Origin of the sequence: Pantoea sp. 18059 (assembly GCF_902706165.1) — a bacterium.
Lineage (GTDB): Bacteria > Pseudomonadota > Gammaproteobacteria > Enterobacterales > Enterobacteriaceae > Pantoea > Pantoea agglomerans.
Genome location: NZ_CACSJS010000007.1, coordinates 178,078 through 201,873, shown reverse-complemented (window position 1 = coordinate 201,873; position 23,796 = coordinate 178,078). Strand labels below are relative to the sequence as shown.

Here is a 23,796-nt window from a genome sequence, read left to right as displayed (position 1 = left end):
AACGCTTACGCGTTTCCCTTCACGTTGAGTTTAAGTTCCGCTGCAAAGGATAGCATGCGATTAAGCGGCAGTAACGCCGCCTCACGCAGCGTCTCATCCACCTGAATCTCATGTTCAACCCCACCCGACTCCAGCGCCTCTGCGATGGCTTTAAGGCCGTTCATCGCCATCCAGGGACAGTGAGCACAGCTGCGGCAGGTGGCACCTTCACCGGCTGTGGGCGCTTCAAGCAGCTCTTTATCCGGCACCGCCTGCTGCATTTTGTAGAAAATGCCGCGATCGGTCGCCACAATCATCTGCGGATGCGGCAGGGATTTGGCGGCCTGAATCAGCTGGCTGGTCGAGCCGACCGCATCGGCCAGATCGACAATCGCCTGCGGTGACTCAGGATGCACCAGCACTGCCGCGTCGGGATAGAGCGCTTTCATACGCTGCAGCGCCTGGGTTTTGAACTCGTCGTGCACAATGCACGCGCCCTGCCAACAGAGCACGTCCGCGCCCGATTTTTGGGTGACGTAGCGGCCAAGATGGCGATCCGGCGCCCAGATAATTTTTTCGCCCAGACTGTCGAGGTGCTCAATCAGCTCGACTGCAATGCTTGAAGTCACCACCCAGTCGGCCCGCGCTTTTACCGCCGCCGAAGTATTGGCGTAGACCACCACGGTGCGATCGGGATGGGCGTCGCAAAAGGCGTTAAACTCTTCAATCGGGCAGCCGAGATCCAGTGAGCACTCCGCCTGCAGCGTCGGCATCAGTACGGTTTTCTCCGGGCTGAGGATTTTGGCGGTTTCCCCCATAAAGCGCACGCCGGCCACCAGCAGTGTCGTCGCCGAATGGTTGCTGCCAAAGCGTGCCATCTCCAGCGAGTCCGAAACGCAGCCGCCTGTCTCTTCTGCCAGCGCCTGAATTTCCGGATCGGTGTAGTAGTGCGCCACCATCACTGCGTTTCGCGCCTTCAGCAGCGCTTTAATTTTCTCACGGTAGAACGCCTTCTCGTCGTCACTCAGACGAGCGGGTTTGGGCGGAAAGGGATAAAAGGCGCTTTCTGGATCGAACATCACACTCATGACACAGCTCTCGTTTTGTCTAATTAACGAAAATCGCCTGTTCCGGCGACTTATGGCGTCCAATCCGCCATCGTGTTTTATATGCTAAACACGATAGCGGAAAAGCCTGGCTGTGTCGTGCGATATTTATTCTGTCTGCATCACAGCGCCGACCCTGCCGGGCTGCGTTTCATCTGCCAGTACCAGCGGTTTTTGCGGCGCTTCCAGTGCCAGCAGAAAGGCTTTGATATCCAGTCCGCCCGCAAAGCCGGTCAGCTTGCCGTTGGCTCCAATCACGCGGTGGCACGGTGCGACAATCGAGAGCGGATTACGCCCATTGGCCGCCCCGACGGCACGCACCGCCAGCGGATGGCCGATCTCCCGCGCAATCTGGCTGTAGCTGCGCGTCTCACCAAACGGGATAGCCACCAGCGCCTGCCAGACTTTTTTCTGAAACTCAGTGCCGACAAAATCGAGCGGCAGCTCAAAGCAGCGACGAGCACCGGTGAAGTACTCGCTGAGCTGACGCTCAGTTTCGATCAGAATGGGATGATCGTCATCGCGCGTTTGCGGCAAAAACCGGGTGCGTTTGGGATCGTCGTTTTCCCACAAAATACCCGCCAGGCCGCTATCGCTGGCGACCAGTTTCAGTTCACCCACCGGGGTGACTATCGGTTTGAAGTAGTACATGGTGATTCTCCCGTCACGGTTCTGTCGCCTATTATCGCACTTTTCATCAGCCTGACTGGCTGTTTTCGGTCATGGCGATAAACTGTTGTGCTGTCCGAAAACAGCCAGTCTGCCGGGATTCACCGGTGTAGGCTGCGCTTATTTACCGGAGAACTGCCATGCTCGATCCCGACATTGCCTATCAGGCGCTGACCTCTCGTGATACCCGCTTTGACGGCGTTTTCTTTGTTGGCGTGACCTCAACCGGTATCTATTGTCGTCCGGTCTGCCCGGTCAAAGCGCCGATGCAGAAGAACTGCCTTTTCTTCAGCAGCGCGGAAGCGGCGGAGAAAGCCCGCTTTCGCCCCTGCCTGCGCTGTCGGCCCGAACTGGCACCCGGTAATGCGCCGGTTGATCAGCCGCACCGTGTGGCAGAGCGGCTGATTCAGCGTATCGAGGAAGGCATGCTGGAGGAACGTGAAGGACTGGAGGCAATTGCCGCTGAATTCGGTATCAGCCTGCGTCAGCTGCGCCGTATCGTGCAGCAGGAGCTGGGTGTCTCGCCGCTGGAACTGAAGCAGACGCGGCGCATGCTGCTGGCTAAACAGCTGCTGACCGAAACCCGGCTGCCGATTATTGACGTTGCCTATGCCAGCGGCTTTGGCAGCCTGCGGCGCTTTAATGATGTCTTCCAGGCGCGTTACCGCATGACGCCAGGCGCGCTGCGCAGGGACGATACGGGCACTCAGTGCGCGCAGCCCGGCGACCGCGTGACGCTGCGGCTGGCCTATCGCCCTCCCTACGACTGGGCGGCGATGCTCTGGTTTTTGCAGACGCATCTGATGAAAGAGGTCGAGGCGGTGGAAGATGGCTGCTGGCGACGCACCGTGGTGCTCGGCCGCTGCCGGGGCTGGGTTTCTGTTTCGCATCTGCCGCAAAAGAATGCGCTGCAGGTGACGCTCTCAACCTCGCTGACGCCGGTTCTGCCTCTGCTGCTGCGCCGTCTGCGTGATCTGTTCGATCTCGACGCACAGCCGCAGCGTATCGCCGCCTGTCTGGCGCAGGACCCACTGCTGGCACCCAGCCTGATCTCGCATCCGGGTCTGCGTGTGCCTGGCGCATTCGACGCCTTTGAGCTGGGCGTGCGCGCCATTATCGGCCAGCAGGTGACGGTCAAAGCGGCCACCACGGTCAGCAGCCGTTTTGCCGCCGCCTTTGGCGAACCCTGTGAGACGCCGTTCGCCGATCTGACCCGCTACACCGCCCATCCTGAACGCATCGCCGGACTGACGGTAGACGATGTCGCGCCGATGGGGATTGTCAGTGCCGCCCGCTCCCGCGCCATCATCGCCTTTGCAAATGCCTGCGCCAGCGGAGATCTGCGTCTTAGTGCCGCTCAGGCGCCAGACGAGGTCATCAAAAAGCTGGTCAGCCTGCCGGGTATTGGTCCCTGGACCGCGCACTACATCGCGATGCGCGCTTTGCGCTGGCCGGATGCCTTTCCCAAAGAGGATATTGCCATCCGGAATAACCTGGGCGGCATGTCATCGAAAGAAGCGGAGGCGCGATCGCAGTCGTGGCGTCCCTGGCGCAGCTATGCAGTGATGCATATCTGGGAGAGCCTGGCAGTAGCAAAGGCAAAGAAAAAGCCGTGACGGTTGATGTAAGGATGCAGATAGTCTGCCCTGATCTGCATAGTCGGTATCGCAGAAACTAAAAATGCAGAGCCTCTTCCAGACTGCTTACAAACTCGCACCCGACTGGATTTGGCCGCAACGAAAAAGCTCAACGCGCAGGGAACAGGGTCAGAAGAGGAAAGCGTCCCGCGCCTGGGACAAAAACGCCGGGAGCGTTTTTGAACAACGCAACGCGTTGGCCCGGCTACGGGCGCACCTCAGGGATGAGGTGCGTAATCGCGCGGGTCGAGCAGGTCAGGGATTGGCTTTAGCGTCTTTCCGATCTGACCCTGTTCTCTGCGCAGGCTCAATCTCAAAGCGGCTTGCGGCAAACTTCATCGACAACTTCAAAAACCAGTGACGTTTTGCTTTGAAAAAGTAATCAGATACCGCAGAAACAAAAAAAGCGCCCTGAGGGCGCTTTTTTCTTAATTGGTGGGTCGTGCAGGATTGCCTCGGCCCATCCGGGGCCTCGCCCTTCGGGTGATGCTGTCGCATCAGCCTGAATCGCCAGGCGATTCAGTCGAACCTGCTGCAGGTTCTCACCCTGCACGGGGAACGCCGTGCCGCAGAAACAAAAAAAGCGCCCTGAGGGCGCTTTTTTCTTAATTGGTGGGTCGTGCAGGATTCGAACCTGCGACCAATTGATTAAAAGTCAACTGCTCTACCAACTGAGCTAACGACCCGCTGGGGGCTTACAACCGTTCAACACGCCAGGCGGCTGAGATAAGATGGTGGGTCGTGCAGGATTCGAACCTGCGACCAATTGATTAAAAGTCAACTGCTCTACCAACTGAGCTAACGACCCATCTTAGGTTGTGAAGCAATGCTGAAGTGTTCTTCTTAAAACTGCGCGGTAAAAGCGCGTCTGAGGAAGATGGTGGGTCGTGCAGGATTCGAACCTGCGACCAATTGATTAAAAGTCAACTGCTCTACCAACTGAGCTAACGACCCATCTTCAGGCTTACCAGACACTTTGCAATGTGTCCCGGCAACGGCGGCATATATTACTGATTTAGCGGGGTAGCGCAACTCTTATTTCTGCTAAATGCTTCAGTTGCTTACCTTTCATACGGCAAGACCAGAAATCACACGATATCTGGCCTGAACCGTACAGATTACAGACTTGTCAGACGTTTTTGCGCCTGCTTAGCAGATTCGGTGTCTGGATAAAGTTTGATCACCTGCTGGAAGACCGCTTTAGCTTTCGCTGTGTCTTTTTTCTCCTGCATGATGACGCCCACTTTCAACAACGCTTCTGCAGCTTTCGGCGACTTCGGATAGTTTTTTACTACCGTGGCGTAATAGTAAGCCGCGTCGTCCTTTTTGCCTTTGTTATAGTTCAGCTGTCCCAGCCAGTAATTGGCGTTCGGCTGATAGGTCGAATCCGGGTAACGTTTTACCCACGCCTGGAGCGCGCTGATCGCCTGATCATACTGTTTCTTCTCCAGAATCAGCGCCACAGCCGCATTGTAATCGCTGTTAGCGTCACCGGTCTGCGCAGGTGCGCTATCCGTTGATGTTGCCGCGCCTGCGGTTGCTGCTGCGCCGGTATCCGCTGCGGCATTACTGCCCGCTGCCTGCTGACCGCCGCTGGTGCTGGCGCTGCTCAGGCTGTCAATCTGCTGGTAAAGCTGCTTCTGCCGCTCAACCACCTGATTCAACTGATACGTGTTTTGCTGGATTTGCCCACGCAGCGCGTCGATATCACGCTGGTTATCGCTCATCTGCTGCTGCAATTGCTGCATCAGCTGTGCCTGGGCATTAGAAATTCGTTCAAGAGTGGTGACACGGTCTTCGACCGAGCCGGAGCCAACGCTACTGATTGACGCTTGGGCATTAGCGGCCCAGGGGGCCGCTACGCCAATCAGTAACGACAGACTCAACAGGTGATGTCTGAAGTTACTAACCATGTGATTCTCTTAGTAGACCAGAACGGCACGACGGTTTTTAGAATACGCTGCTTCGTCATGACCCAGAACGGCTGGCTTCTCTTTACCGTAAGATACGATAGACATCTGATCAGCCGACACGCCTTTGCCCTGCAGGTACATTTTAACCGCGTTAGCACGACGTTCGCCCAGTGCGATGTTGTATTCCGGCGTACCGCGCTCATCCGCATGACCTTCGATGGTCACTTTGTATGACGGGTTGCTGCGCAGGAAGGTTGCATGCTGATCCAGCATCTGTGCGTAATCAGACTGAACGTCATACTTGTCCAGGCCGAAGTACACGATGTTGTTCTGCTGCAGCTGCTGCATCTGCAGACGAGCCTGCTCGTCAGAAGACATGTTGCCGCCGTTGCCGTTCATGCCAGAATTTGCACCGTAAGCGCCGCCATCAGCGCCCATGCCAGTCTGGTCATTGTTGTTGTTCTTGTGTGAGCTACAAGCCGCTACTGCCAGAACCGGCAGAGCCAGCATCAAACCCTTCAGCACTTTGTTCAGTTGCATTTCAAAATCCCATTATTGTTTATTGTTTGTGATGTCTGAACTGTCAGACATTACAGATACGGCGACCAGGCAGGAAATTTTACCTGTCCATCAGTTGCCGGAAGACGCGCTTTGAAACGGCCGTCGGTAGAAACCAACTGCAACACGGAACCCATACCCTGAGTAGAGCTGTAGATTACCATTGTGCCATTGGGTGCCAGGCTCGGCGTTTCATCCAGGAACGTGTCCGTTAACGTTTGAACGGCTCCCGTTTCCAGATCCTGTTTGGCGACGTGTTGAGCACCACCGTTGGTGCTAATCATCACCATTGACTTACCATCTGTTGCGACATCCGCATCCTGGTTCTGACCGCCTTCCCAGGTAATACGTTGTGGCGCGCCACCGTTAAGTCCGACTTTGTAGATTTGTGGAGCACCAGCCTGATCGGAGGTGTAAGCCAGCGTCTGGCTGTCCGGGAACCAGGTCGGTTCGGTGCTGTTATAGCGACCATCGGTAATCTGACGCGTCTGACCTGAGGCCAGATCCATCACATAGAGGTTCAGGCTGCCGGTTTTAGAGAGCGCGAACGCCAGTTTAGAGCCATCCGGCGAGAACGCTGGGGCACCGTTGTGACGTGGATAGGAGGCGATCTGACGGATAGCACCGTTCGACAGCGTCTGTACCACCAGCGCAGATTTGCCGCTTTCAAAGGTCACGTAAGCGACTTTGCTGCCATCCGGAGACCAGGCTGGCGACATCAGAGGCTGTGGTGAACGATGCACGACAAACTGGTTGTAACCATCATAGTCAGCAACGCGCAGTTCATACGGGAACTGGCCGCCGTTGGTCTGCACCACATAGGCGATACGGGTACGGAAAGCGCCCTTGATACCGGTCAGCTTCAGGAACGTTTCGTCACTGGCCGTGTGAGCGGCATAACGCAGCCACTGCTTCGTCACTTTATAACTGTTTTGTGCCAGCACGGTACCGGGTGCACCGCCGGTGTCGACCAGCTGGTACGAAACCTGATAGCTGCCATCCGGGTTAGACGCGACCTGACCGACGACCACGGCATCAATGCCGAGTGCACTCCAAGCGGCAGGCTGAACTTCCTGCGCGCTGGCAGGCTGCTGTGGCAGACGCGAGCGATCCAGTGGATTAAATTTGCCACTGTTGCGCAGGTCAGCTGCAACGATGCCGCCGATATCTTCCGGCGCTGCGCCAGCACCGGCCCATTTAAACGGCACCACGCCAATCGGGCGCGCAGTGTTGACACCCTGGGTGATCTCAATTCGAACTTCTGCATGCAGCATGGCTGCCCACAGCAGGATAAAAAAGCCTAACGTAACGCGAAGAGCTTGCTTCATTTTATCTCCCTTATCTGAACCTCAGTCCACGATAATTGGCACTGTTCCTGGAAACCACGAGTACAACTTAAGTACGGCACGCTAAACATAGATCAACTTGCCGCCCGTTACTGCATTATTGCGGTTTAAAACGCATTGGGGCGTTTTTAAACACTTCGTAGACCGCCTGCGAAGGCGGCTTCGGAATACGTGCCTGTTTTGCGGCAGCAATCGCGGCCTGACAGAGCGCGGGATCGCCACCCTCTGACTTAACATCAATCAACAAGCCATCAGGCGCAAGTTTAATCCGCAAATCACAGGTTTTTCCGCGATACAGATCCGCATCATAGAATCGGCTCTGAATCGCACTCACAACCTGACCCATGTAGGAGTTGATTTCCGCGCCTGATGCACCCGCTTTCTTCTGGTTTCCCTGCCCTGCTGCGCCGCCAGAGGTGCCGCTTTTCGGTGCATTTTTACCGGAAGCGAGTCCACCCAGCAAATCATCGACATCGCTGTCGTTGGCCGCATCGGCGGCGGCTTTCGCTTTAGCATCCGCTTTGGCCTTAGCGGCAGCATCGGCTTTGGCTTTCGCCGCGGCATCGGCTTTCGCTTTCGCGGCAGCTTCCGCCTTCTCTTTGGCGGCCTCTTTAGCCGCTTCCGCTTTCTCTTTTGCGGCTTCTGCGGCTTTCTCTTTCGCCGCCTCTGCGGCTTTTTCTTTGGCTTCAGCAGCTTTTTGTTTAGCCTCTTCAGCCGCTTTGGCTTTGGCATCCGCCGCCGCTTTCACTTTGGCCTCAGCCGCGGCTTTCGCATCTGCTTCAGATTTCGCCTTCGCTTCCGCAACGGCTTTCTCTTTTGCAGCAGCGGCAGCGGCGGCTTTCGCCTGCTGATCAGCCTGCTTCTTTGCTTCGGCTGCGGCCTGTTTCGCCTGCTCAGCCGCGGCTTTTGCCTGCGCATCTGCCTGAGCTTTTGCATCCGCTTTGGCTTTGGCAGCCGCCGCTTCCGCCGTTTTTTGCTGCTCCTGCGCCTGCTTAGCAGCGTCTTCGGCAGCCTTCTGCTGCTCAGCCTGCTGTTTTGCCTCTTCTTTCGCGGTTTCCTGCGCGGCTAAACGCTCTTTTTCCAACGCTTTCAGACGCTGCTGTTCAGCAGCCTGTTTCTGTTGCAGCTCTTCAGCCTGCTGCTGCGCCTGCTTTTTACGCTGCTGCTCAGCCCGCTGGCTGTCACTTTGCTGGTTCTGCTGACGATTGTATTGACTCACGACGGCACCGGGATCGACCATCACTGCATCAATATCACTGCCTCCGCCACCCGCACTGCTGGCGTCAATGTGCTCATTAAACGAGCTCCAAATCAGCAGCGCGATCAGCACGATATGCAGAATCACCGAAATGATTATCGCGCGCTTTAACTTCTCGTTTTGCTCGGTTGCCTTCGACACACTCGGTTCCCAAAAAACGGTTCGATTTTAAATCGGCTGCGTCATCAAACCGACAGATTTAACACCCGCCTGGTGCAGCAGGTTGAGCGCTTTAATAATTTCATCGTAAGGCACCTCTTTCGCGCCCCCGATCAAAAAGACCGTCTTAGGATTCGCTTCCAGTCGACGCTGCGCTTCGCTGATTACCTGCTCTGGCGGAAGTTGATCCATACGATCGTGATCCACGACCAGGCTGTACTGACCCACGCCCGCCACTTCGACAATCACCGGCGGATTATCATCGCTGGCAACGGTTTTCGAATCGGTCGCATCAGGCAGATCCACTTCCACGCTCTGGGTAATAATGGGCGCCGTTGCCATGAAGATCAGCAACAGCACCAACAGGACGTCCAGTAGCGGAACGATGTTGATTTCCGACTTCAGGTCGCGGCGTTTGCGACCACGTACTCTGGCCATCATTAACCTCTATTTACTTAGCGCTATCGCTGGAGAAAGCCTGGCGATGCAGAATGGCAGTGAACTCTTCCATGAAGTTGTCGTAGCCCTGCTCCAGTTTGTTCACGCGCTGGTTCAGACGGTTGTACGCCATCACCGCCGGAATCGCGGCAAACAGACCGATAGCGGTCGCAATCAACGCTTCAGCGATACCCGGTGCAACCATCTGCAGGGTTGCCTGCTTCACGGCACCCAGTGCGATAAAGGCGTGCATGATCCCCCAGACGGTGCCGAACAGTCCGATATAAGGGCTGATAGAACCGACGGTGCCGAGGAATGGAATGTGGTTTTCCAGCGCTTCAAGCTCACGGTTCATTGAGATACGCATCGCACGGCTCGCACCATCAATGACCGCTTCCGGCGCATGGCTGTTGGCGCGATGCAGGCGGGCGAACTCTTTAAAGCCGGAATAGAAAATCTGCTCCGAACCACCCAGTTCTTCCCGGCGCTCCTGGCTCTCCTGATAGAGGCGCGAGAGTTCGATGCCGGACCAGAATTTGTCTTCAAACGCCTCCGCTTCTCTTCCCGCCGCATTCAGAATACGTGTGCGCTGAATAATGATGGCCCAGGAGGCAATAGAAAAGCCGATCAAAATCAACATGATAAGTTTGACCAGAAGGCTCGCCTTCAGGAACAAATCAAGAATGTTCATGTCAGTCACTGCTTGAACTCCGCGACAATAGACTTGGGAAGCGCAATCGGCTTCATTAGATGTGGGTTAATGCAGGCAATCAGGACTTCTGCCTCATTGAGCACTTTGCCTTCAGTATTCACGATACGCTGAGTGAACGTCATGGTAGCCCGTGTCATTGATGTGACCTCGCTCTGGATCTCGAGAAGGTCATCAAGACGCGCCGCCGCCAGATAGTCCACCGATATACGCCGTACCACAAAAGCGATCTGCTGTTCTAACAGCGTCTGCTGATTAAAATGGTGCTGTCGCAACATTTCAGTACGAGCTCGTTCATAAAAAGCGATATAGCTGGCGTGATAAACCACACCACCGGCATCAGTATCTTCGTAGTAGACCCGAACCGGCCAGCGAAACAGCGTTTTACTCACTCTACATCCCGGCCTCGTTTTAAACGTTGTTACTATACGCAAGAGAATTGGGGTTGGGAATGGCTCGTCAGAGCCAGGCGAAAATAATTATCGCTCCGTAACAAACGGAACGATTTCAGGGAGATTAATTGACCAGACGCTGACAAAAATTCACTGACAGCGCCGATGAGAAGGGGTCTTAAAGATAAAAACGGTAAAGCGCAATAAATAGCACCAGCATGGCGGGTAACGGGGCAAACAGCGTCTGCCATCGGGTTTGCTGTGGCCGGAAGCCCACACCGTGGATCACCCCACTGCAGACCGCCCAGATCAGCACCAGCCCCTGCAGAGCCGGTAACTGGCCTGCCTGATTGGCAAAGCGTGTCGGATCCCAGATCACGCCGCCTGCGGTCAGCAGCGCCAGCAGCAGTGAAAGGGCCCGTAACGGGCCCTTATCCATCAGATCATACAGCATCCGAATTAGCGTTCGCATCAGTGAGGCTCATCCTGCGCTTCAATGTGCTCAATCGCCAGCGCGGTCACGATACCAAAGGCACAGGCCAGCAACGTGCCGAGAATCCAGGCAAAATACCACATGCGACGTCTCCTTAATTAATAGAGTGAGTGACTGTTGCTTTCAATATGCTCTTTAGTGATACGACCAAACATCTTCCAGTAGCACCAGGTGGTGTAGGCCAGAATGATTGGCACAAAGATAGCGGCGGCAACGGTCATGGTTTGCAGCGTCAGCAGGCTGGACGTTGCGTCCCACATGGTCAGGCTCACACCCGGCACCGTGCTGGATGGCATGATGAACGGGAACATTGCAATACCGGCTGTCATGATGACGCAGGCCAGCGTCAGTGAGGAGAACAGGAACGCCCAGGCGCCCTTCTCAACCCGCGAGCAGAGTATGGTCAGCAGCGGCAGCACAGCGCCCAGCAGCGGGAACAGCCACAGCACAGGGTGGTTCTGGAAGTTGACCATCCAGGCCCCCGCTTCGCGCACCACGGTTTTGCCCAGTGGGTTAGAGGCGGCGAAGTGATCCATAGTGCTGGTCACCACATAACCATCGATACCATATTTCACCCAGACGCCCGCCAGGATAAAGCAGACCATCATCACCAGGGCGGCAAGTTGTGCTGCGGTGCGTGAACGCAGATGCAGTTCGCCGGTAGTGCGCATCTGCAGATAGGTTGCACCCTGCACCAGAATCATCGCCACACTGACCACACCCGCCAGCAGCCCAAACGGATTCAGCAGCTGGAAGAAGTTACCGGTATAGAACAGGCGCAGATACTCATCGGCATGGAACGGCACGCCCTGTAACAGGTTGCCAAACGCTACGCCAATCACCAGCGGCGGCACGAAGCTGCCAATGAAAATCCCCCAGTCCCAGGCACCGCGCCAGCGATTGTCTTCAATCTTCGAACGGTAATCGAAGCCGACCGGACGGAAGAACAGCGACGCGAGCACCAGAATCATCGCCACGTAGAAGCCAGAGAAGGCTGCCGCGTAGACCATCGGCCAGGCGGCAAACAGCGCGCCACCTGCGGTGATCAGCCAGACCTGGTTACCGTCCCAGTGTGGAGCGATACTGTTAATCATGATGCGACGTTCAGTATCATTCCGGCCCAGAATGCGCGTCAGCATCCCGACACCCATATCAAAACCATCTGCGACGGCAAAGCCAATCAGCAGTACGCCAATCAACAGCCACCAGACAAAGCGCAGAACTTCATAATCAAACATGGTCGCTCTCCTTATCCCTGTACCGGCTGGGTGATTGCCGTGATCTGCTCATGATGATAACGCCCGGTTTTCAGGCTGCTCGGCCCAAGGCGGGCGAATTTGAACATCAGGTACATCTCAGCCACCAGGAACATTGTGTAGAGTCCGCAGATCAGGATCATGGAGAACAGCAGATCGCCAACGGTCAGGGAGGAGTTGGCTACCGCAGTCGGCAGAACTTCACCGATAGCCCAGGGCTGACGACCATACTCCGCCACAAACCAGCCTGATTCGATAGCGATCCACGGCAGCGGAATACCAAACAGCGCCGCTTTCAGTAACCAGCGATTTTTACCGATGCGGTTACGCAGTACGCTCCAGAATGCCAGCGCGATAATGCCCAGCAGCAGTACGCCACACAGCACCATGATGCGGAAGGCGAAATAGAGCGGGGCGACACGCGGGATAGAGTCCTGCGTCGCCTGTTTAATCTGCGCTTCGGTTGCATCAGCCACGTTGTCGGTATAACGCTTCAGCAGCAGACCGTAGCCGAGATCCTGTTTGTGGCTGTTGAACGCGTCACGCACCGCCGGATCCTGGCTGCCACCGCGCAGCTCATTCAGCAGGGCATAGGCTTTCATGCCGTTGCGGATGCGCACTTCATGCTGTGCCATCAGATCTTTCAGGCCGGTTACCGGCGTATCGGTAGATCGGGTGGCGATCAGGCCCAGCAGCCAGGGGATCTGTACTGCGTATCGGTTCTCCTGAGTTGCCTGATCGGGCAGGCCAAACAGGGTAAACGAGGCCGGTGCCGGCTGGGTTTCCCACTCCGCTTCGATAGCGGCCAGTTTGGTTTTCTGCACGTCCCCCATCTCGTAACCTGACTCATCGCCCAGAACGATGACTGACAGCACCGCCGCCATGCCAAAGCTGGCCGCGATAGCGAACGAGCGTTTAGCAAAGGCGAAGTCACGGCCTTTCAGCATGTACCAGGCGCTGATGCCCATAATAAACATTGCACCGGTGGTGTAACCGGCTGCCACGGTGTGAACGAATTTCACCTGCGCGACCGGGTTCAGCACCAGCTCTGAGAAGCTGACCATCTCCATGCGCATGGTTTCGAAGTTGAACTCAGAGGCGATCGGATTCTGCATCCAGCCGTTAGCCACCAGAATCCACAGCGCCGACATGTTTGAGCCCAGCGCCACCAGCCAGGTGACGGCGAGGTGCTGCACTTTGCCCAGGCGATCCCAGCCAAAAAAGAACAGGCCAACAAAGGTGGATTCCAGGAAGAACGCCATCAGACCTTCGATGGCGAGCGGCGCGCCGAAGATATCGCCGACGTAGTGAGAGTAATATGACCAGTTAGTCCCGAACTGAAATTCCATGGTCAGGCCGGTGGCGACACCCAGCGCAAAGTTAATACCAAATAACTTGCCCCAGAACTTCGTCATATCTTTATAGATTTGTTTGCCGCTCAGGACATATACCGTTTCCATGATCGCCAGCAAAAACGCCATACCCAGCGTTAAAGGGACGAACAGAAAATGGTACATCGCCGTTAAGGCAAACTGTAACCGCGACAGCTCGACGATATCTAACATAAGGACTCCTTGCTCCTCGCTTTGTCTCCGTCACGCGCGCGAACAGATCGAACGCAATCAGAGTCAGCAACGACTGTTTATTGATTCCAGTTTTTTATTACCCGCAGAACAGGTCTGTGAGCTGCCCGAACAGGCGAGTAGCAAATGAAGCAGCTCAGAAAATTGTCAATCAGCGCTTTCATTAACGCGTGCTTTAACAGGAGGAAAGCGGGTGTAATCCCGGGTTGAGCAGACGTTTGAAAATTTGTGTAAAAGGCTGGATTGATGCAGCGCAATTTACGCCCTTAGCGTTGCGCTTTGCCAGAGATATAGTTGGATATAAGTCGCGATTAATTGATCTGGATTAACGCAATAAGTTTCCAGATAGGGTCAGGTAGGTTTCTTGTTAATGAGATGTCAGTAATGAAATAAAGCGCGAAGAAATAATTTACCTTTGACACTTTTCCTTAACGTGATGAGCCGCGGGCCGGTTATTTAATCGCTCACTCTTCTCTTTAGCTTCCTGCGTTATGCCTCTCATTTACAGGCATAAAAAAAGCCACCCGAAGGTGGCTTAGTCTCAGATGACGCTGACTTATTTAGCCGGTAATACGGCTTTAACTGCGTCACCGATATCCGCCAGGCTGCGGACGGTTTTCACGCCTGCCGCTTCCAGGGCAGCAAATTTCTCATCTGCTGTACCTTTACCACCGGCAATGATGGCGCCAGCATGGCCCATACGCTTGCCTTTCGGCGCGGTGACGCCAGCAATGTAGCCCACAACCGGCTTGGTCACGTGCTCTTTAATGAAGGCTGCAGCTTCTTCTTCTGCGCTACCGCCGATCTCACCGATCATCACGATAACTTCAGTCTGTGGATCATCCTGGAACATTTTCAGGATGTCGATGAAGTTAGAGCCTGGGATCGGGTCACCACCGATGCCAACGCAGGTTGACTGGCCGTAGCCGATATCCGTGGTCTGCTTAACCGCTTCATAGGTCAGGGTGCCTGAACGTGACACGATACCGACGCGGCCCGGCTGGTGAATGTGGCCCGGCATGATGCCGATTTTACATTCGCCTGGGGTGATAACGCCTGGGCAGTTTGGACCGATCATCCGCACGCCTGCTTCATCCAGCTTCACTTTCACGGTCAGCATATCCAGGGTCGGGATGCCTTCGGTGATGGTGATGATCAGTTTGATGCCCGCGTCGATCGCTTCCAGGATGCCATCTTTACAGAAAGGAGCCGGAACGTAGATCACAGTGGCGGTCGCGCCTGTTGCTTCTACCGCTTCGCGAACGGTGTTGAACACAGGCAGGCCGAGATGGGTCGTGCCACCTTTGCCTGGCGTCACGCCGCCAACCAGTTGGGTGCCGTATGCCAGCGCCTGCTCAGAATGGAAAGTCCCCTGGCCACCGGTGAAACCCTGGCAAATGACTTTGGTGTTTTTGTCGATCAGAATGGACATTATTTACCCTCCGCGGCAGCAACAACACGCTGTGCGGCGTCTGTCAGGCTGGTTGCTGCAATGATGTTCAGACCGCTGTCCGCCAGTTTCTGGGCGCCCAGCTCGGCGTTGTTACCTTCCAGACGTACCACAACTGGCACGTTCACACCCACTTCAGCGACTGCGCCGATGATGCCGTCGGCAATCAGGTCGCAGCGTACGATGCCGCCGAAGATGTTAACGAATACGGCTTTAACCGCATCGTCAGACAGGATGATTTTGAAGGCTTCGGTCACGCGCTCTTTGGTTGCGCCGCCGCCGACATCAAGGAAGTTGGCCGGTTGACCGCCGTGGTGTTTAACGATGTCCATGGTGCCCATCGCCAGACCTGCGCCGTTAACCATACAACCGATGTTGCCTTCCAGCGCAACATAGTTCAGTTCCCACTGTGTAGCATGGGCTTCACGCGGATCTTCCTGGCTTGGATCGCGCATTTCGCGCAGCTCTGGCTGACGGAACAGGGCATTGCCATCGGCACCCAGTTTGCCATCCAGGCAGATCAGGTCGCCCTGTTTGGTGATCACCAGCGGGTTGATCTCAACCATCGCCAGATCGCGCTCCAGGAACAGTGTCGCCAGACCCATGAAGATCTTGGTGAACTGGCCAACCAGCTTGCCAGTCAGGCCAAGTTTGAACGCCAGCTCACGACCCTGATAAGGCTGCGGGCCGGTCAGTGGATCCAGCGCCATTTTGTGGATCAGGTGCGGGGTCTCTTCCGCCACTTTTTCAATTTCCACGCCGCCTTCAGTTGAGGCCATGAAAATTACGCGACGTGTTGCGCGATCGACCACAGCGCCCAGATAGAGCTCCTGATCGATATCGGTCGCCGCTTCAACCAGAATCTGGTTTACCGGCTGGCCGTTTGCGTCTGTCTGATAGGTAACCAGGCGTTTGCCCAGCCAGTTTTCAGCAAAAGCACGAATCTCTTCTTTGCTGTTAACCACTTTCACACCGCCCGCTTTACCGCGGCCACCGGCATGAACCTGACATTTAACTACCCACGGGCCTGCGCCAATTTTAGAGGCTGCTTCTTCCGCTTCACGTGGTGTAGTACAGGCGTAACCCGTTGGTGCCGGCATGCCATACCGTGCAAACAGTTGTTTCGCCTGGTATTCGTGTAAGTTCATGATGTTCTATCCATTCAGGTCTGAAAAGAGTAATGAGGTTGGGCGCGCGGCAAGGCGCGCCCGGTGAAAATCAGACATCCAGCAGCAGGCGCGCCGGATCTTCCAGCATCTCTTTCACTGCAACCAGATAACCAACTGATTCACGGCCATCGATCAGACGGTGGTCGTAGGAGAGCGCCAGATACATCATCGGCAGCACCACAACCTGACCATTGACCGCCATCGGGCGATCTTTGATGGCGTGCATGCCCAGGATGGCGCTCTGCGGTGGGTTGATGATCGGGGTGGACATCAGTGAACCAAAGACGCCGCCGTTGGTAATGGTAAAGTTACCGCCGGTCAGATCCTCAACTGTCAGCTTGCCGTCACGGCCTTTCACTGCCAGCTCTTTGATTTTCTTCTCGATGTCCGCCATGCTCAGCGCATCCACGTCACGCAGGACGGGTGTAACCAGACCACGTGGCGTAGAGACCGCAATGCTGACGTCGAAGTAGTTGTGGTAAACCACATCTTCACCATCGATGGAAGCATTCACTTCCGGATAGCGTTTCAGCGCTTCAACAACCGCTTTGATGTAGAAGGACATAAAGCCCAGACGTACACCGTGACGCTTCTCGAAGGCCTCACCATACTGCTTACGCAGATCCATGATGGGCTTCATGTTGATTTCGTTGAAGGTGGTCAGCATCGCGGTGCTGTTCTTCGCTTCCAGCAGACGCTCTGCAACACGCTTACGCAGACGGGTCATCGGCACGCGTTTTTCGCTGCGGTTAGCCACTGGCTGCTGCGCGGCGGCCGCATCAGCAGCTGGCGCAGCGGCTTTGGCAGCCTGCGGTTTGTTGGCCAGATGTTTTTCAACATCTTCACGGGTCAGACGACCACCAACACCGCTGCCTTTGATCTGCGAGGCATCAAGATTGTGCTCTGCAATCAGACGGCGGATAGCCGGGCTGAGCGCATCGTTGCTCTCTTCTTCCAGTGACGCAGTCTGACGCTGAGCCGGGGTAGACTCTTTGCTTTCAGACTTCGCGCTGCTCTCTTTACCGGCGCTGTTGCCCTCTTTCAGACGACCCAGGATCTGGCGGGAAGTGACGGTGGCGCCCTCTTCTTCCAGAACGGCTTCCAGGATACCGTCCGCAGAGGCTGGCACTTCCAGTACAACTTTGTCAGTTTCGATTTCGACCAGCACTTCATCGCGAGTGACTGCATCGCCTGGTTTTTTATGCCAGGTTGCCACAGAGGCATCGGCAACCGATTCAGGCAGGTCGGGAACGAGAATATCTACGCTACTCATTATCTTTCCTTTTAATTAATTAACGTTCAGCGCGTCATTAACCAGGTCTTGCTGCTGTTGTTGGTGTACGGACATGTAACCCACGGCCGGTGAGGCGGATGCCGGGCGGCCTGCATAACGTAAAGTGGCACCAAACGGCACAACTTCACGGAAATGATGCTGGCTGCAATACCAGGCGCCCTGATTCAGTGGCTCTTCCTGACACCAGACAAAATCCTGCACGTGAGCATACGCTTTTAATGCTTCCTGTACCGCGTGATGCGGGAACGGATAGAGCTGCTCGATGCGCACGATAGCCACATCGGTCTGCTCATTTTTACGACGCTGCTCCAGCAGGTCGTAATAGACTTTACCGGAGCACAGCACGACGCGTTTCACGCCCTGCGGATCCAGATCATCGACTTCGCCAATCGCAGGCTGGAAGCTGCCGTTAGCCAGTTCATCCAGCGTGGAGATCGCCAGCGGATGACGCAGCAGTGATTTCGGCGACATCACAATCAGCGGACGGCGCATACCGCGCAGCGCCTGACGACGCAGCATATGGTAAACCTGCGCAGGGGTAGACGGCACGCAGACCTGCATGTTCTGCTCAGCGCAGAGTTGCAGATAACGTTCCAGGCGCGCAGAGGAGTGCTCTGGCCCCTGACCTTCATAACCGTGCGGCAGCAGCATCACCAGGCCACACATCCGGCCCCATTTCTGCTCACCGGAGCTGATGAACTGGTCGATAACAACCTGTGCGCCGTTGGCGAAGTCACCAAACTGCGCTTCCCAGATGGTCAGGATGCGCGGCTCTGCGGTGGCATAACCATATTCAAAGGCCAGTACCGCCTCTTCTGACAGCACGGAGTCCCACACTTTGAACTGACCCTGACCGCTGTGCACGTGGTGCAGAGGGGTATAGGTTGAGCCGTTCGCCTGGTTATGGACTACCGCGTGACGATGGAAGAAGGTTCCGCGACCGGTATCTTCACCCGACAGACGCACCGGAATGCCTTCATCAACCAGCGTGGCGTATGCCAGGTTTTCCGCGCCGCCCCAGTCAAAGGCTTTCTCGCCTTCAGCCATCAGGCGACGGTCGTTGTAAATCTTGGCAACACGTGACTGCACTTCCACTTCTTCCGGCACCTGGCTGATACGCAGCGCCAGCTCCTTCAGACGTTTCATGTCGACCTGAGCCGGGTAAGGTTCATCCCACTCATGATTCAGGTAAGGTGACCAGGTAAAGGAGTGCAGGCTCATTGGACGCCATTCCGGCACCACACACTCACCCGCATCCAGCGCGTCACGGTAGAGATTGACCATTTCGGTCGCATCTTCCTGCGTGGCAATGGCCTCACCTTCCAGACGGTCGGCATAGATTTTACGCGGCGTCGGGTGTTTTTTGATTTTCTGGTACATCAGCGGCTGGGTCGCACTTGGCTCATCCGCCTCGTTGTGACCATGACGGCGATAGCAGACCAGATCGATAAACACATCACGCTTAAAGGTGTTGCGATAGTCGAGCGCCAGGCGGGTCACAAACGCGACCGCTTCCGGATCGTCAGCATTGACGTGGAAAATCGGTGCCAGCACCATTTTGCCGATATCGGTGCAGTAAGGGGTCGAACGCGCATCTTTCGGGTTGGAGGTGGTGAAGCCAACCTGGTTGTTGATGACGATGCGAACGGTACCGCCCACTTCATAACCGCGCGCCTGTGACATGTTCAGAGTTTCCTGAACCACGCCCTGGCCAATCACGGCCGCATCACCATGAATGGTGATCGGTAAGACTTTATTGCTGGCTGGCTCATCCAGACGATCCAGACGGGCACGCACTGAACCCATGACCACCGGGCTGACGATCTCCAGGTGCGACGGGTTAAACGCCAGCGCCAGGTGAACCAGGCCGCCTTCGGTTTCCACGTCAGACGAGAAGCCCATGTGGTACTTCACGTCACCGGTGCCCAGATGCTCTTTGTGCTTACCGGCGAACTCGTCGAACAGATCCTGTGGCTTTTTACCCAGCACGTTGATCAGCACGTTGAGACGGCCACGGTGCGCCATACCCAGTACGACTTCACGGGTTCCGCTCTTACCGGCATGACGGATCATTTCGCGCAGCATCGGAACCAGTGCATCGCCGCCTTCCAGCGAGAAGCGTTTGGCACCCGGGAATTTCGCTCCGAGATATTTTTCCAGCCCTTCGGCCGCGGTCAGCTCTTTCAGGAAACCTTTTTTCTCTTCATTGCTGAAGGCTGCACGGCCCGCGACTGACTCAAGACGCTGCTGAATCCAGCGTTTCTCATCAGTGTTGTTGATGTGCATATATTCTGCACCGATCGAGCCGCAGTAAGTCTGAGTCAGCGCCTCGAACAGTTCGGCCAGCTTCATGGTCTCTTTGCCAATGGCAAAAGAGCCGACGTTAAAGCTTTCCTGAAAATCGGCCTCGGTCAGATCGTGAAAAGCGGGATCGAGATCGGCTACCCGGTCCTGTTTCCACAGACCAAGCGGGTCAAGATTGGCGTGCTGATGACCGCGGAAACGAAACGCGTTAATCAGCTGCAGCACTTTTACTTGCTTGGAGTTGGTTTCAGGATCGGAGACAGATGAGGTGTAACGAGATGCGTCTTTCGCCAGGCGACGGAAGTACTCACGTGTGGTGGAGTGAAACTGCTCAGGTTTCATTCCGGTGCCCGGTAACTGCTGGAACATCGAGCGCCACACTGCATCGACAGAGTCAGGATCGGTCAGGAAATCCTCATAGAGCTGCTCTATGTAAGACTGATTCGCGCCGGCCAGCCAGGAAGAGTCCAGCCAGGGCTTCATCGCGCTGTTCTGCATTGTGATCCCTTAAGCATTGCTATGCTTTTTTGAGGTTTCATTTGTTGCCGCTTTCGCGGTTTGCCGTAGTGAGTTCAGCGATACGAGCACTTTGCGCAGCGCGCGTGGCCCGTAAGGGAACCTTTGTAAACGTGGTAATCACCGCGCTTACAGAGGCTTCCGTAAAACACCGGGAACCTGAGGTTCCCGGCAGAAACTGCTTATGCGCCGCGCTGCAGCAGCATCGACTTGATATGGCCAATGGCGCGCGTCGGGTTCAGCCCTTTCGGACATACGCTCACACAGTTCATGATGCTATGGCAGCGGAATACGCTGAAAGCATCATTCAGATTGTCGAGACGCGCCTCGGTTTCGGTGTCGCGGCTGTCAATCAGGAAGCGGTAAGCGGCCAGCAGGCCAGCAGGACCGATGAACTTCTCAGGATTCCACCAGAATGATGGGCATGAGGTTGAGCAGCAGGCACAGAGTATACATTCGTACAGGCCATCCAGGTGTTCACGCTCATCCGGCGACTGCAGATGTTCACGAGCTGGCGGATTTTCCCCATTATTCAACAGGAAAGGCTTAATTTTCTCATACTGTGCATAAAACTGGCTCATGTCTACAACCAGGTCACGCACCACCGGTAAACCTGGCAGCGGACGGATAACAATTTTCTGTTTGCCGTTGCCCAGCGCCGAGACGGGCGTAATGCAGGCCAGTCCGTTTTTACCGTTCATGTTCAGGCCATCGGAACCGCAGACGCCTTCACGACAGGAGCGACGAAACGCCAGGGTCGGATCTTTCTCTTTCAGGCGAATCAGCGCGTCCAGCAGCATCATGTCGCGACCATCTTCCGCTTCCAGGGTGTAATCCTGCATGCGCGGTTTGTCATCGACGTCCGGATTGTAGCGATAAATTGAAAACTCGAGTCTCATGATCGTCTCCGAAATTAGTAGGTACGCACTTTCGGCGGGAAGGCCGCGCGCAGTTTCGGCTGCATGTTCACCTCACGGCGCGTCATACTTTCGGTTTCCGGGACATAAAGACTGTGGCACAGCCAGTTTTCATCATCACGATCCGGGAAGTCGAAGCGACTGTGCGCACCGCGGCTTTCGGTGCGATAGTTAGCCGCTACCGCCGTGGCAAAGGCCGTCTCCATCAGGTTATCCAGCTCCAGGCACTCAATACGCTGGGTGTTGAAATCCGGTGAGCGGTCATCCAGACGCGCTGACTTCAGGCGCTGGCGAATCTCTTTCAGCTCTTCCAGACCCTGTGCCATCGCTTCGCCTTCACGGAATACCGAGAAGTTATTCTGCATGCAGCGTTGCAGCGCTTTACGAATCTCAACCGGATCTTCACCCGTGGTGTTGTTTTCCCAGCGGTTGAAACGCGCCATCGCCCCGGCGATCTCATCTTCTGTGGCATCACGCAGGTCGCCCTGCTCCTGAATACTCGCCAGCAGATGCAGACCCGCTGCACGGCCAAAGACCACCAGGTCGAGCAGTGAGTTACCGCCCAGACGGTTGGCACCATGCACCGATACGCAGGCGATTTCACCGACGGCGAACAGGCCAGGAATCACTACATCTTCGCCCTGCTCATTGACGCGCAGTGCCTGGCCGGTCACTTTGGTCGGAATACCGCCCATCATGTAGTGGCAGGTCGGAATGACCGGAATCGGCTCTTTAATCGGATCGGCGTGCGCAAAGGTGCGTGACAGCTCAAGGATGCCAGGCAGACGTGACTCAAGCACCTCTTTACCCAGATGATCCAGTTTCAGTTTGAGATGTGGACCCCACGGGCCATCACAGCCGCGACCTTCACGGATTTCAATCATCATTGAGCGCGCAACCACGTCGCGGCCCGCCAGATCTTTGGCGTTCGGCGCATAACGCTCCATGAAGCGTTCGCCATGTTTGTTCAGCAGATAGCCGCCTTCACCACGGCAGCCCTCGGTGACCAGCACGCCCGCACCGGCGATACCGGTTGGGTGGAACTGCCACATCTCCATATCCTGCACCGGTACGCCCGCACGCAGTGCCATACCTACGCCGTCGCCGGTGTTGATGTGTGCATTGGTGGTGGACTGGTAGATACGGCCCGCGCCGCCAGTGGCCAGAATGGTCGCTTTCGCTTTGAAATAAACCGTTTCGCCGGTTTCGATGCAGATAGCGGTACAACCCACAACTGCGCCATCGGCGTTTTTCACCAGATCCAGTGCATACCACTCAGAGAAGATAGTGGTTTTGTTTTTCAGGTTCTGCTGATAAAGGGTGTGCAGCAATGCGTGACCGGTACGGTCAGCCGCAGCCGCCGTACGTGCCGCCTGCTCGCCACCGAAATTCTTTGACTGGCCACCAAACGGACGCTGATAGACTCGACCATCTTCCAGACGCGAGAAAGGCAGACCCATGTGTTCCAGTTCCAGAATCGCTTCCGGGCCGGTTTTACACATATATTCAATCGCGTCCTGGTCGCCGATATAGTCGGAACCTTTGACGGTGTCGTACATGTGCCATTCCCAGTTATCTTCATGGGTATTACCCAGCGCAACGGTAATACCGCCCTGCGCAGATACGGTGTGGGAACGGGTCGGGAAAACTTTAGATAACAGGGCACAGCTCTGGCCGCCCTGGGAGATTTGCAGTGCGGCTCGCATTCCTGCGCCACCTGCGCCGATTACCACGGCATCGAACTCTCTGATTGGCAAACTCATTTACACACCCCACACCACAACAAATCCATAAATCGCATACCACAACAGCGCCACGACAATCACAAACTGCAACAACAAGCGGGTTGGCAGTGATTTAACGTAGTCTGTTAACACCTGCCACATGCCAATCCAGCCGTGGATCAGAATGGAGAACAGCGTCAGCAGCGTGAACACTTTGGTGAATGCGGAAGCGAAGAAGCCACGCCACAGGTCATAAGTCAGCGTGTCTGTCATCACCACGAAACCGAGGATATAGACGATGTAGAGCGTTATGAGAATTGCAGTTGCCCGCAGCAGCAGCCAGTCCTGAATGCCGTTGCGACCCAATGCGGATGCATTGCTTACCATACGAGGACTCCCGCCAGAATTGCCAGCACGACAGTGATCACAAAAGTCATATGAGCGGAACGCTTACCAACCTGCAGCGTTTCGGCCAGATAACCAAAATCCATCAACATATGACGAATCCCGCTCACCGCGTGATAGGCCAGCGCCGTTAAGATGCCCCACATAATGAACTTCGCGAAGAAGCCATCCATGATGGACGCAGCGTGCTGGAAACCTTCAGGAGAGGAGAGAGAGAGACCGAGCAGCCACAGCAGGATGCCAATGGCAACCAATGTGATTACGCCGGAGACGCGGTGAAGAATGGACGATATTGCAGTAACGGGAAACCGGATCGTCGAGAGATCCAAGTTGACAGGTCTTTGTTTTTTCACGGTTTTGCCCACACAGCTCTTTTTTATTTTGCTTCCTCCGGACCTGAGGCGGAGTCTAATCACAACGCGTGGCAGACTTTAACCGTCACCAAAAAAGCAACATCCAGTGTTAATTGACGCGGTAGTAAACGCTGGGTGGCTCCTGGTGTCAGGGTGTTCCGGAGACCT

Annotated in this window: 22 protein-coding genes, 3 tRNA genes and 1 other RNA gene; 1 reads left to right on the top strand and 25 read right to left on the bottom strand. The window is 55.6% G+C overall.

What is annotated here, in order from left to right; translation table 11 throughout:
- Positions 1 to 5: 5 nt before the first annotated feature.
- Positions 6 to 1,067 (bottom strand): quinolinate synthase NadA, encoded by a 1,062-nt coding sequence (gene nadA / locus GVJ63_RS18045; RefSeq protein WP_159227186.1) that lies wholly within the window; start codon positions 1,065 to 1,067, stop codon positions 6 to 8.
- A gap of 126 nt (positions 1,068 to 1,193) precedes the next feature.
- A complete protein-coding gene (locus GVJ63_RS18040; RefSeq protein WP_010260149.1) occupies positions 1,194 to 1,736 on the bottom strand; it encodes a methylated-DNA--[protein]-cysteine S-methyltransferase in 543 nt (180 codons plus the stop codon).
- A gap of 158 nt (positions 1,737 to 1,894) precedes the next feature.
- Here GVJ63_RS18040 and GVJ63_RS18035 point away from each other — a divergent pair, with 158 nt between their 5' ends.
- The gene (locus GVJ63_RS18035) at positions 1,895 to 3,370 is read left to right on the top strand and encodes an AlkA N-terminal domain-containing protein (protein WP_158149483.1); all 1,476 of its coding nucleotides are present in this window, start codon (positions 1,895 to 1,897) and stop codon (positions 3,368 to 3,370) included.
- Positions 3,371 to 3,824: 454 nt separating this feature from the next.
- On the opposite strand, the gene GVJ63_RS18030 is transcribed toward GVJ63_RS18035, so the two are convergent.
- The 23 genes from GVJ63_RS18030 to sdhC all read right to left on the bottom strand — a co-directional run bounded on the left by GVJ63_RS18030 (position 3,825) and on the right by sdhC (position 23,640).
- Positions 3,825 to 3,958: non-coding RNA, RtT sRNA (locus tag GVJ63_RS18030), on the bottom strand.
- 43 nt (positions 3,959 to 4,001) lie between these two features.
- Positions 4,002 to 4,077 (bottom strand) — tRNA-Lys (locus GVJ63_RS18025).
- 46 nt (positions 4,078 to 4,123) lie between these two features.
- Positions 4,124 to 4,199 (bottom strand) — tRNA-Lys (locus GVJ63_RS18020).
- Between the two features lie 70 nt (positions 4,200 to 4,269).
- Positions 4,270 to 4,345: transfer RNA gene (locus tag GVJ63_RS18015), tRNA-Lys, on the bottom strand.
- A 164-nt stretch (positions 4,346 to 4,509) separates the two neighbouring features.
- Positions 4,510 to 5,304 (bottom strand): cell division protein CpoB, encoded by a 795-nt coding sequence (gene cpoB, locus GVJ63_RS18010; protein ID WP_033771151.1) that lies wholly within the window; start codon positions 5,302 to 5,304, stop codon positions 4,510 to 4,512.
- Positions 5,305 to 5,313: 9 nt separating this feature from the next.
- Positions 5,314 to 5,844 carry a peptidoglycan-associated lipoprotein Pal gene (gene pal / locus GVJ63_RS18005; protein ID WP_010260771.1) on the bottom strand — a complete coding sequence of 177 codons (531 nt, stop codon included), beginning with the start codon at positions 5,842 to 5,844 and terminating at the stop codon, positions 5,314 to 5,316.
- 50 nt (positions 5,845 to 5,894) lie between these two features.
- Positions 5,895 to 7,190, bottom strand: a complete 1,296-nt coding sequence (tolB, locus tag GVJ63_RS18000; protein ID WP_010260769.1) for a Tol-Pal system beta propeller repeat protein TolB — start codon at positions 7,188 to 7,190, stop codon at positions 5,895 to 5,897.
- Between the two features lie 115 nt (positions 7,191 to 7,305).
- Positions 7,306 to 8,607 carry a cell envelope integrity protein TolA gene (gene tolA / locus GVJ63_RS17995; RefSeq protein ID WP_022626037.1) on the bottom strand — a complete coding sequence of 434 codons (1,302 nt, stop codon included), beginning with the start codon at positions 8,605 to 8,607 and terminating at the stop codon, positions 7,306 to 7,308.
- Positions 8,608 to 8,634: 27 nt separating this feature from the next.
- On the bottom strand, positions 8,635 to 9,063 hold the full coding sequence (gene tolR / locus GVJ63_RS17990; protein WP_010260764.1) for a colicin uptake protein TolR: 429 nt from the start codon (positions 9,061 to 9,063) through the stop codon (positions 8,635 to 8,637).
- A 13-nt stretch (positions 9,064 to 9,076) separates the two neighbouring features.
- Complete coding sequence (gene tolQ, locus GVJ63_RS17985) at positions 9,077 to 9,763, bottom strand: Tol-Pal system protein TolQ (protein WP_010260762.1); 687 nt, start codon at positions 9,761 to 9,763, stop codon at positions 9,077 to 9,079.
- Positions 9,760 to 10,164 (bottom strand): tol-pal system-associated acyl-CoA thioesterase, encoded by a 405-nt coding sequence (gene ybgC / locus GVJ63_RS17980; protein ID WP_159227185.1) that lies wholly within the window; start codon positions 10,162 to 10,164, stop codon positions 9,760 to 9,762. The genes tolQ and ybgC overlap by 4 nt, the downstream gene beginning before the upstream one ends.
- Before the next feature lie 178 nt (positions 10,165 to 10,342).
- Positions 10,343 to 10,636: a cyd operon protein YbgE gene (ybgE, locus tag GVJ63_RS17975; protein WP_159227184.1), complete on the bottom strand. Its 294-nt coding sequence runs from the start codon at positions 10,634 to 10,636 to the stop codon at positions 10,343 to 10,345.
- Positions 10,636 to 10,740 carry a cytochrome bd-I oxidase subunit CydX gene (gene cydX / locus GVJ63_RS17970; protein WP_010260755.1) on the bottom strand — a complete coding sequence of 35 codons (105 nt, stop codon included), beginning with the start codon at positions 10,738 to 10,740 and terminating at the stop codon, positions 10,636 to 10,638. The genes ybgE and cydX overlap by 1 nt, the downstream gene beginning before the upstream one ends.
- A gap of 15 nt (positions 10,741 to 10,755) precedes the next feature.
- Positions 10,756 to 11,895: a cytochrome d ubiquinol oxidase subunit II gene (gene cydB / locus GVJ63_RS17965; RefSeq protein WP_010671299.1), complete on the bottom strand. Its 1,140-nt coding sequence runs from the start codon at positions 11,893 to 11,895 to the stop codon at positions 10,756 to 10,758.
- A gap of 11 nt (positions 11,896 to 11,906) precedes the next feature.
- Positions 11,907 to 13,478: a cytochrome ubiquinol oxidase subunit I gene (gene cydA, locus GVJ63_RS17960; protein WP_010260749.1), complete on the bottom strand. Its 1,572-nt coding sequence runs from the start codon at positions 13,476 to 13,478 to the stop codon at positions 11,907 to 11,909.
- Positions 13,479 to 14,052: 574 nt separating this feature from the next.
- Positions 14,053 to 14,928: a succinate--CoA ligase subunit alpha gene (sucD, locus tag GVJ63_RS17955; RefSeq protein ID WP_010260744.1), complete on the bottom strand. Its 876-nt coding sequence runs from the start codon at positions 14,926 to 14,928 to the stop codon at positions 14,053 to 14,055.
- On the bottom strand, positions 14,928 to 16,094 hold the full coding sequence (gene sucC / locus GVJ63_RS17950) for an ADP-forming succinate--CoA ligase subunit beta (protein WP_003853151.1): 1,167 nt from the start codon (positions 16,092 to 16,094) through the stop codon (positions 14,928 to 14,930). Before sucC ends, sucD begins: the two co-directional genes overlap by 1 nt.
- Positions 16,095 to 16,164: 70 nt before the next feature.
- Positions 16,165 to 17,388, bottom strand: coding sequence for a 2-oxoglutarate dehydrogenase complex dihydrolipoyllysine-residue succinyltransferase (gene odhB, locus GVJ63_RS17945; protein WP_010260740.1), 1,224 nt, complete (start codon positions 17,386 to 17,388; stop codon positions 16,165 to 16,167).
- Between the two features lie 15 nt (positions 17,389 to 17,403).
- Entirely contained in the window at positions 17,404 to 20,211 is a 2,808-nt protein-coding gene (sucA, locus tag GVJ63_RS17940; RefSeq protein WP_010260738.1) for a 2-oxoglutarate dehydrogenase E1 component, read from the bottom strand.
- Between the two features lie 200 nt (positions 20,212 to 20,411).
- Complete coding sequence (locus GVJ63_RS17935; protein ID WP_010260736.1) at positions 20,412 to 21,128, bottom strand: succinate dehydrogenase iron-sulfur subunit; 717 nt, start codon at positions 21,126 to 21,128, stop codon at positions 20,412 to 20,414.
- A gap of 14 nt (positions 21,129 to 21,142) precedes the next feature.
- Entirely contained in the window at positions 21,143 to 22,909 is a 1,767-nt protein-coding gene (sdhA, locus tag GVJ63_RS17930; RefSeq protein ID WP_022626042.1) for a succinate dehydrogenase flavoprotein subunit, read from the bottom strand.
- A complete protein-coding gene (sdhD, locus tag GVJ63_RS17925; RefSeq protein WP_009091417.1) occupies positions 22,910 to 23,257 on the bottom strand; it encodes a succinate dehydrogenase membrane anchor subunit in 348 nt (115 codons plus the stop codon).
- The gene (gene sdhC / locus GVJ63_RS17920) at positions 23,251 to 23,640 is read right to left on the bottom strand and encodes a succinate dehydrogenase cytochrome b556 subunit (RefSeq protein ID WP_029519433.1); all 390 of its coding nucleotides are present in this window, start codon (positions 23,638 to 23,640) and stop codon (positions 23,251 to 23,253) included. Before sdhC ends, sdhD begins: the two co-directional genes overlap by 7 nt.
- Between the last annotated feature and the right edge of the window lie 156 nt (positions 23,641 to 23,796).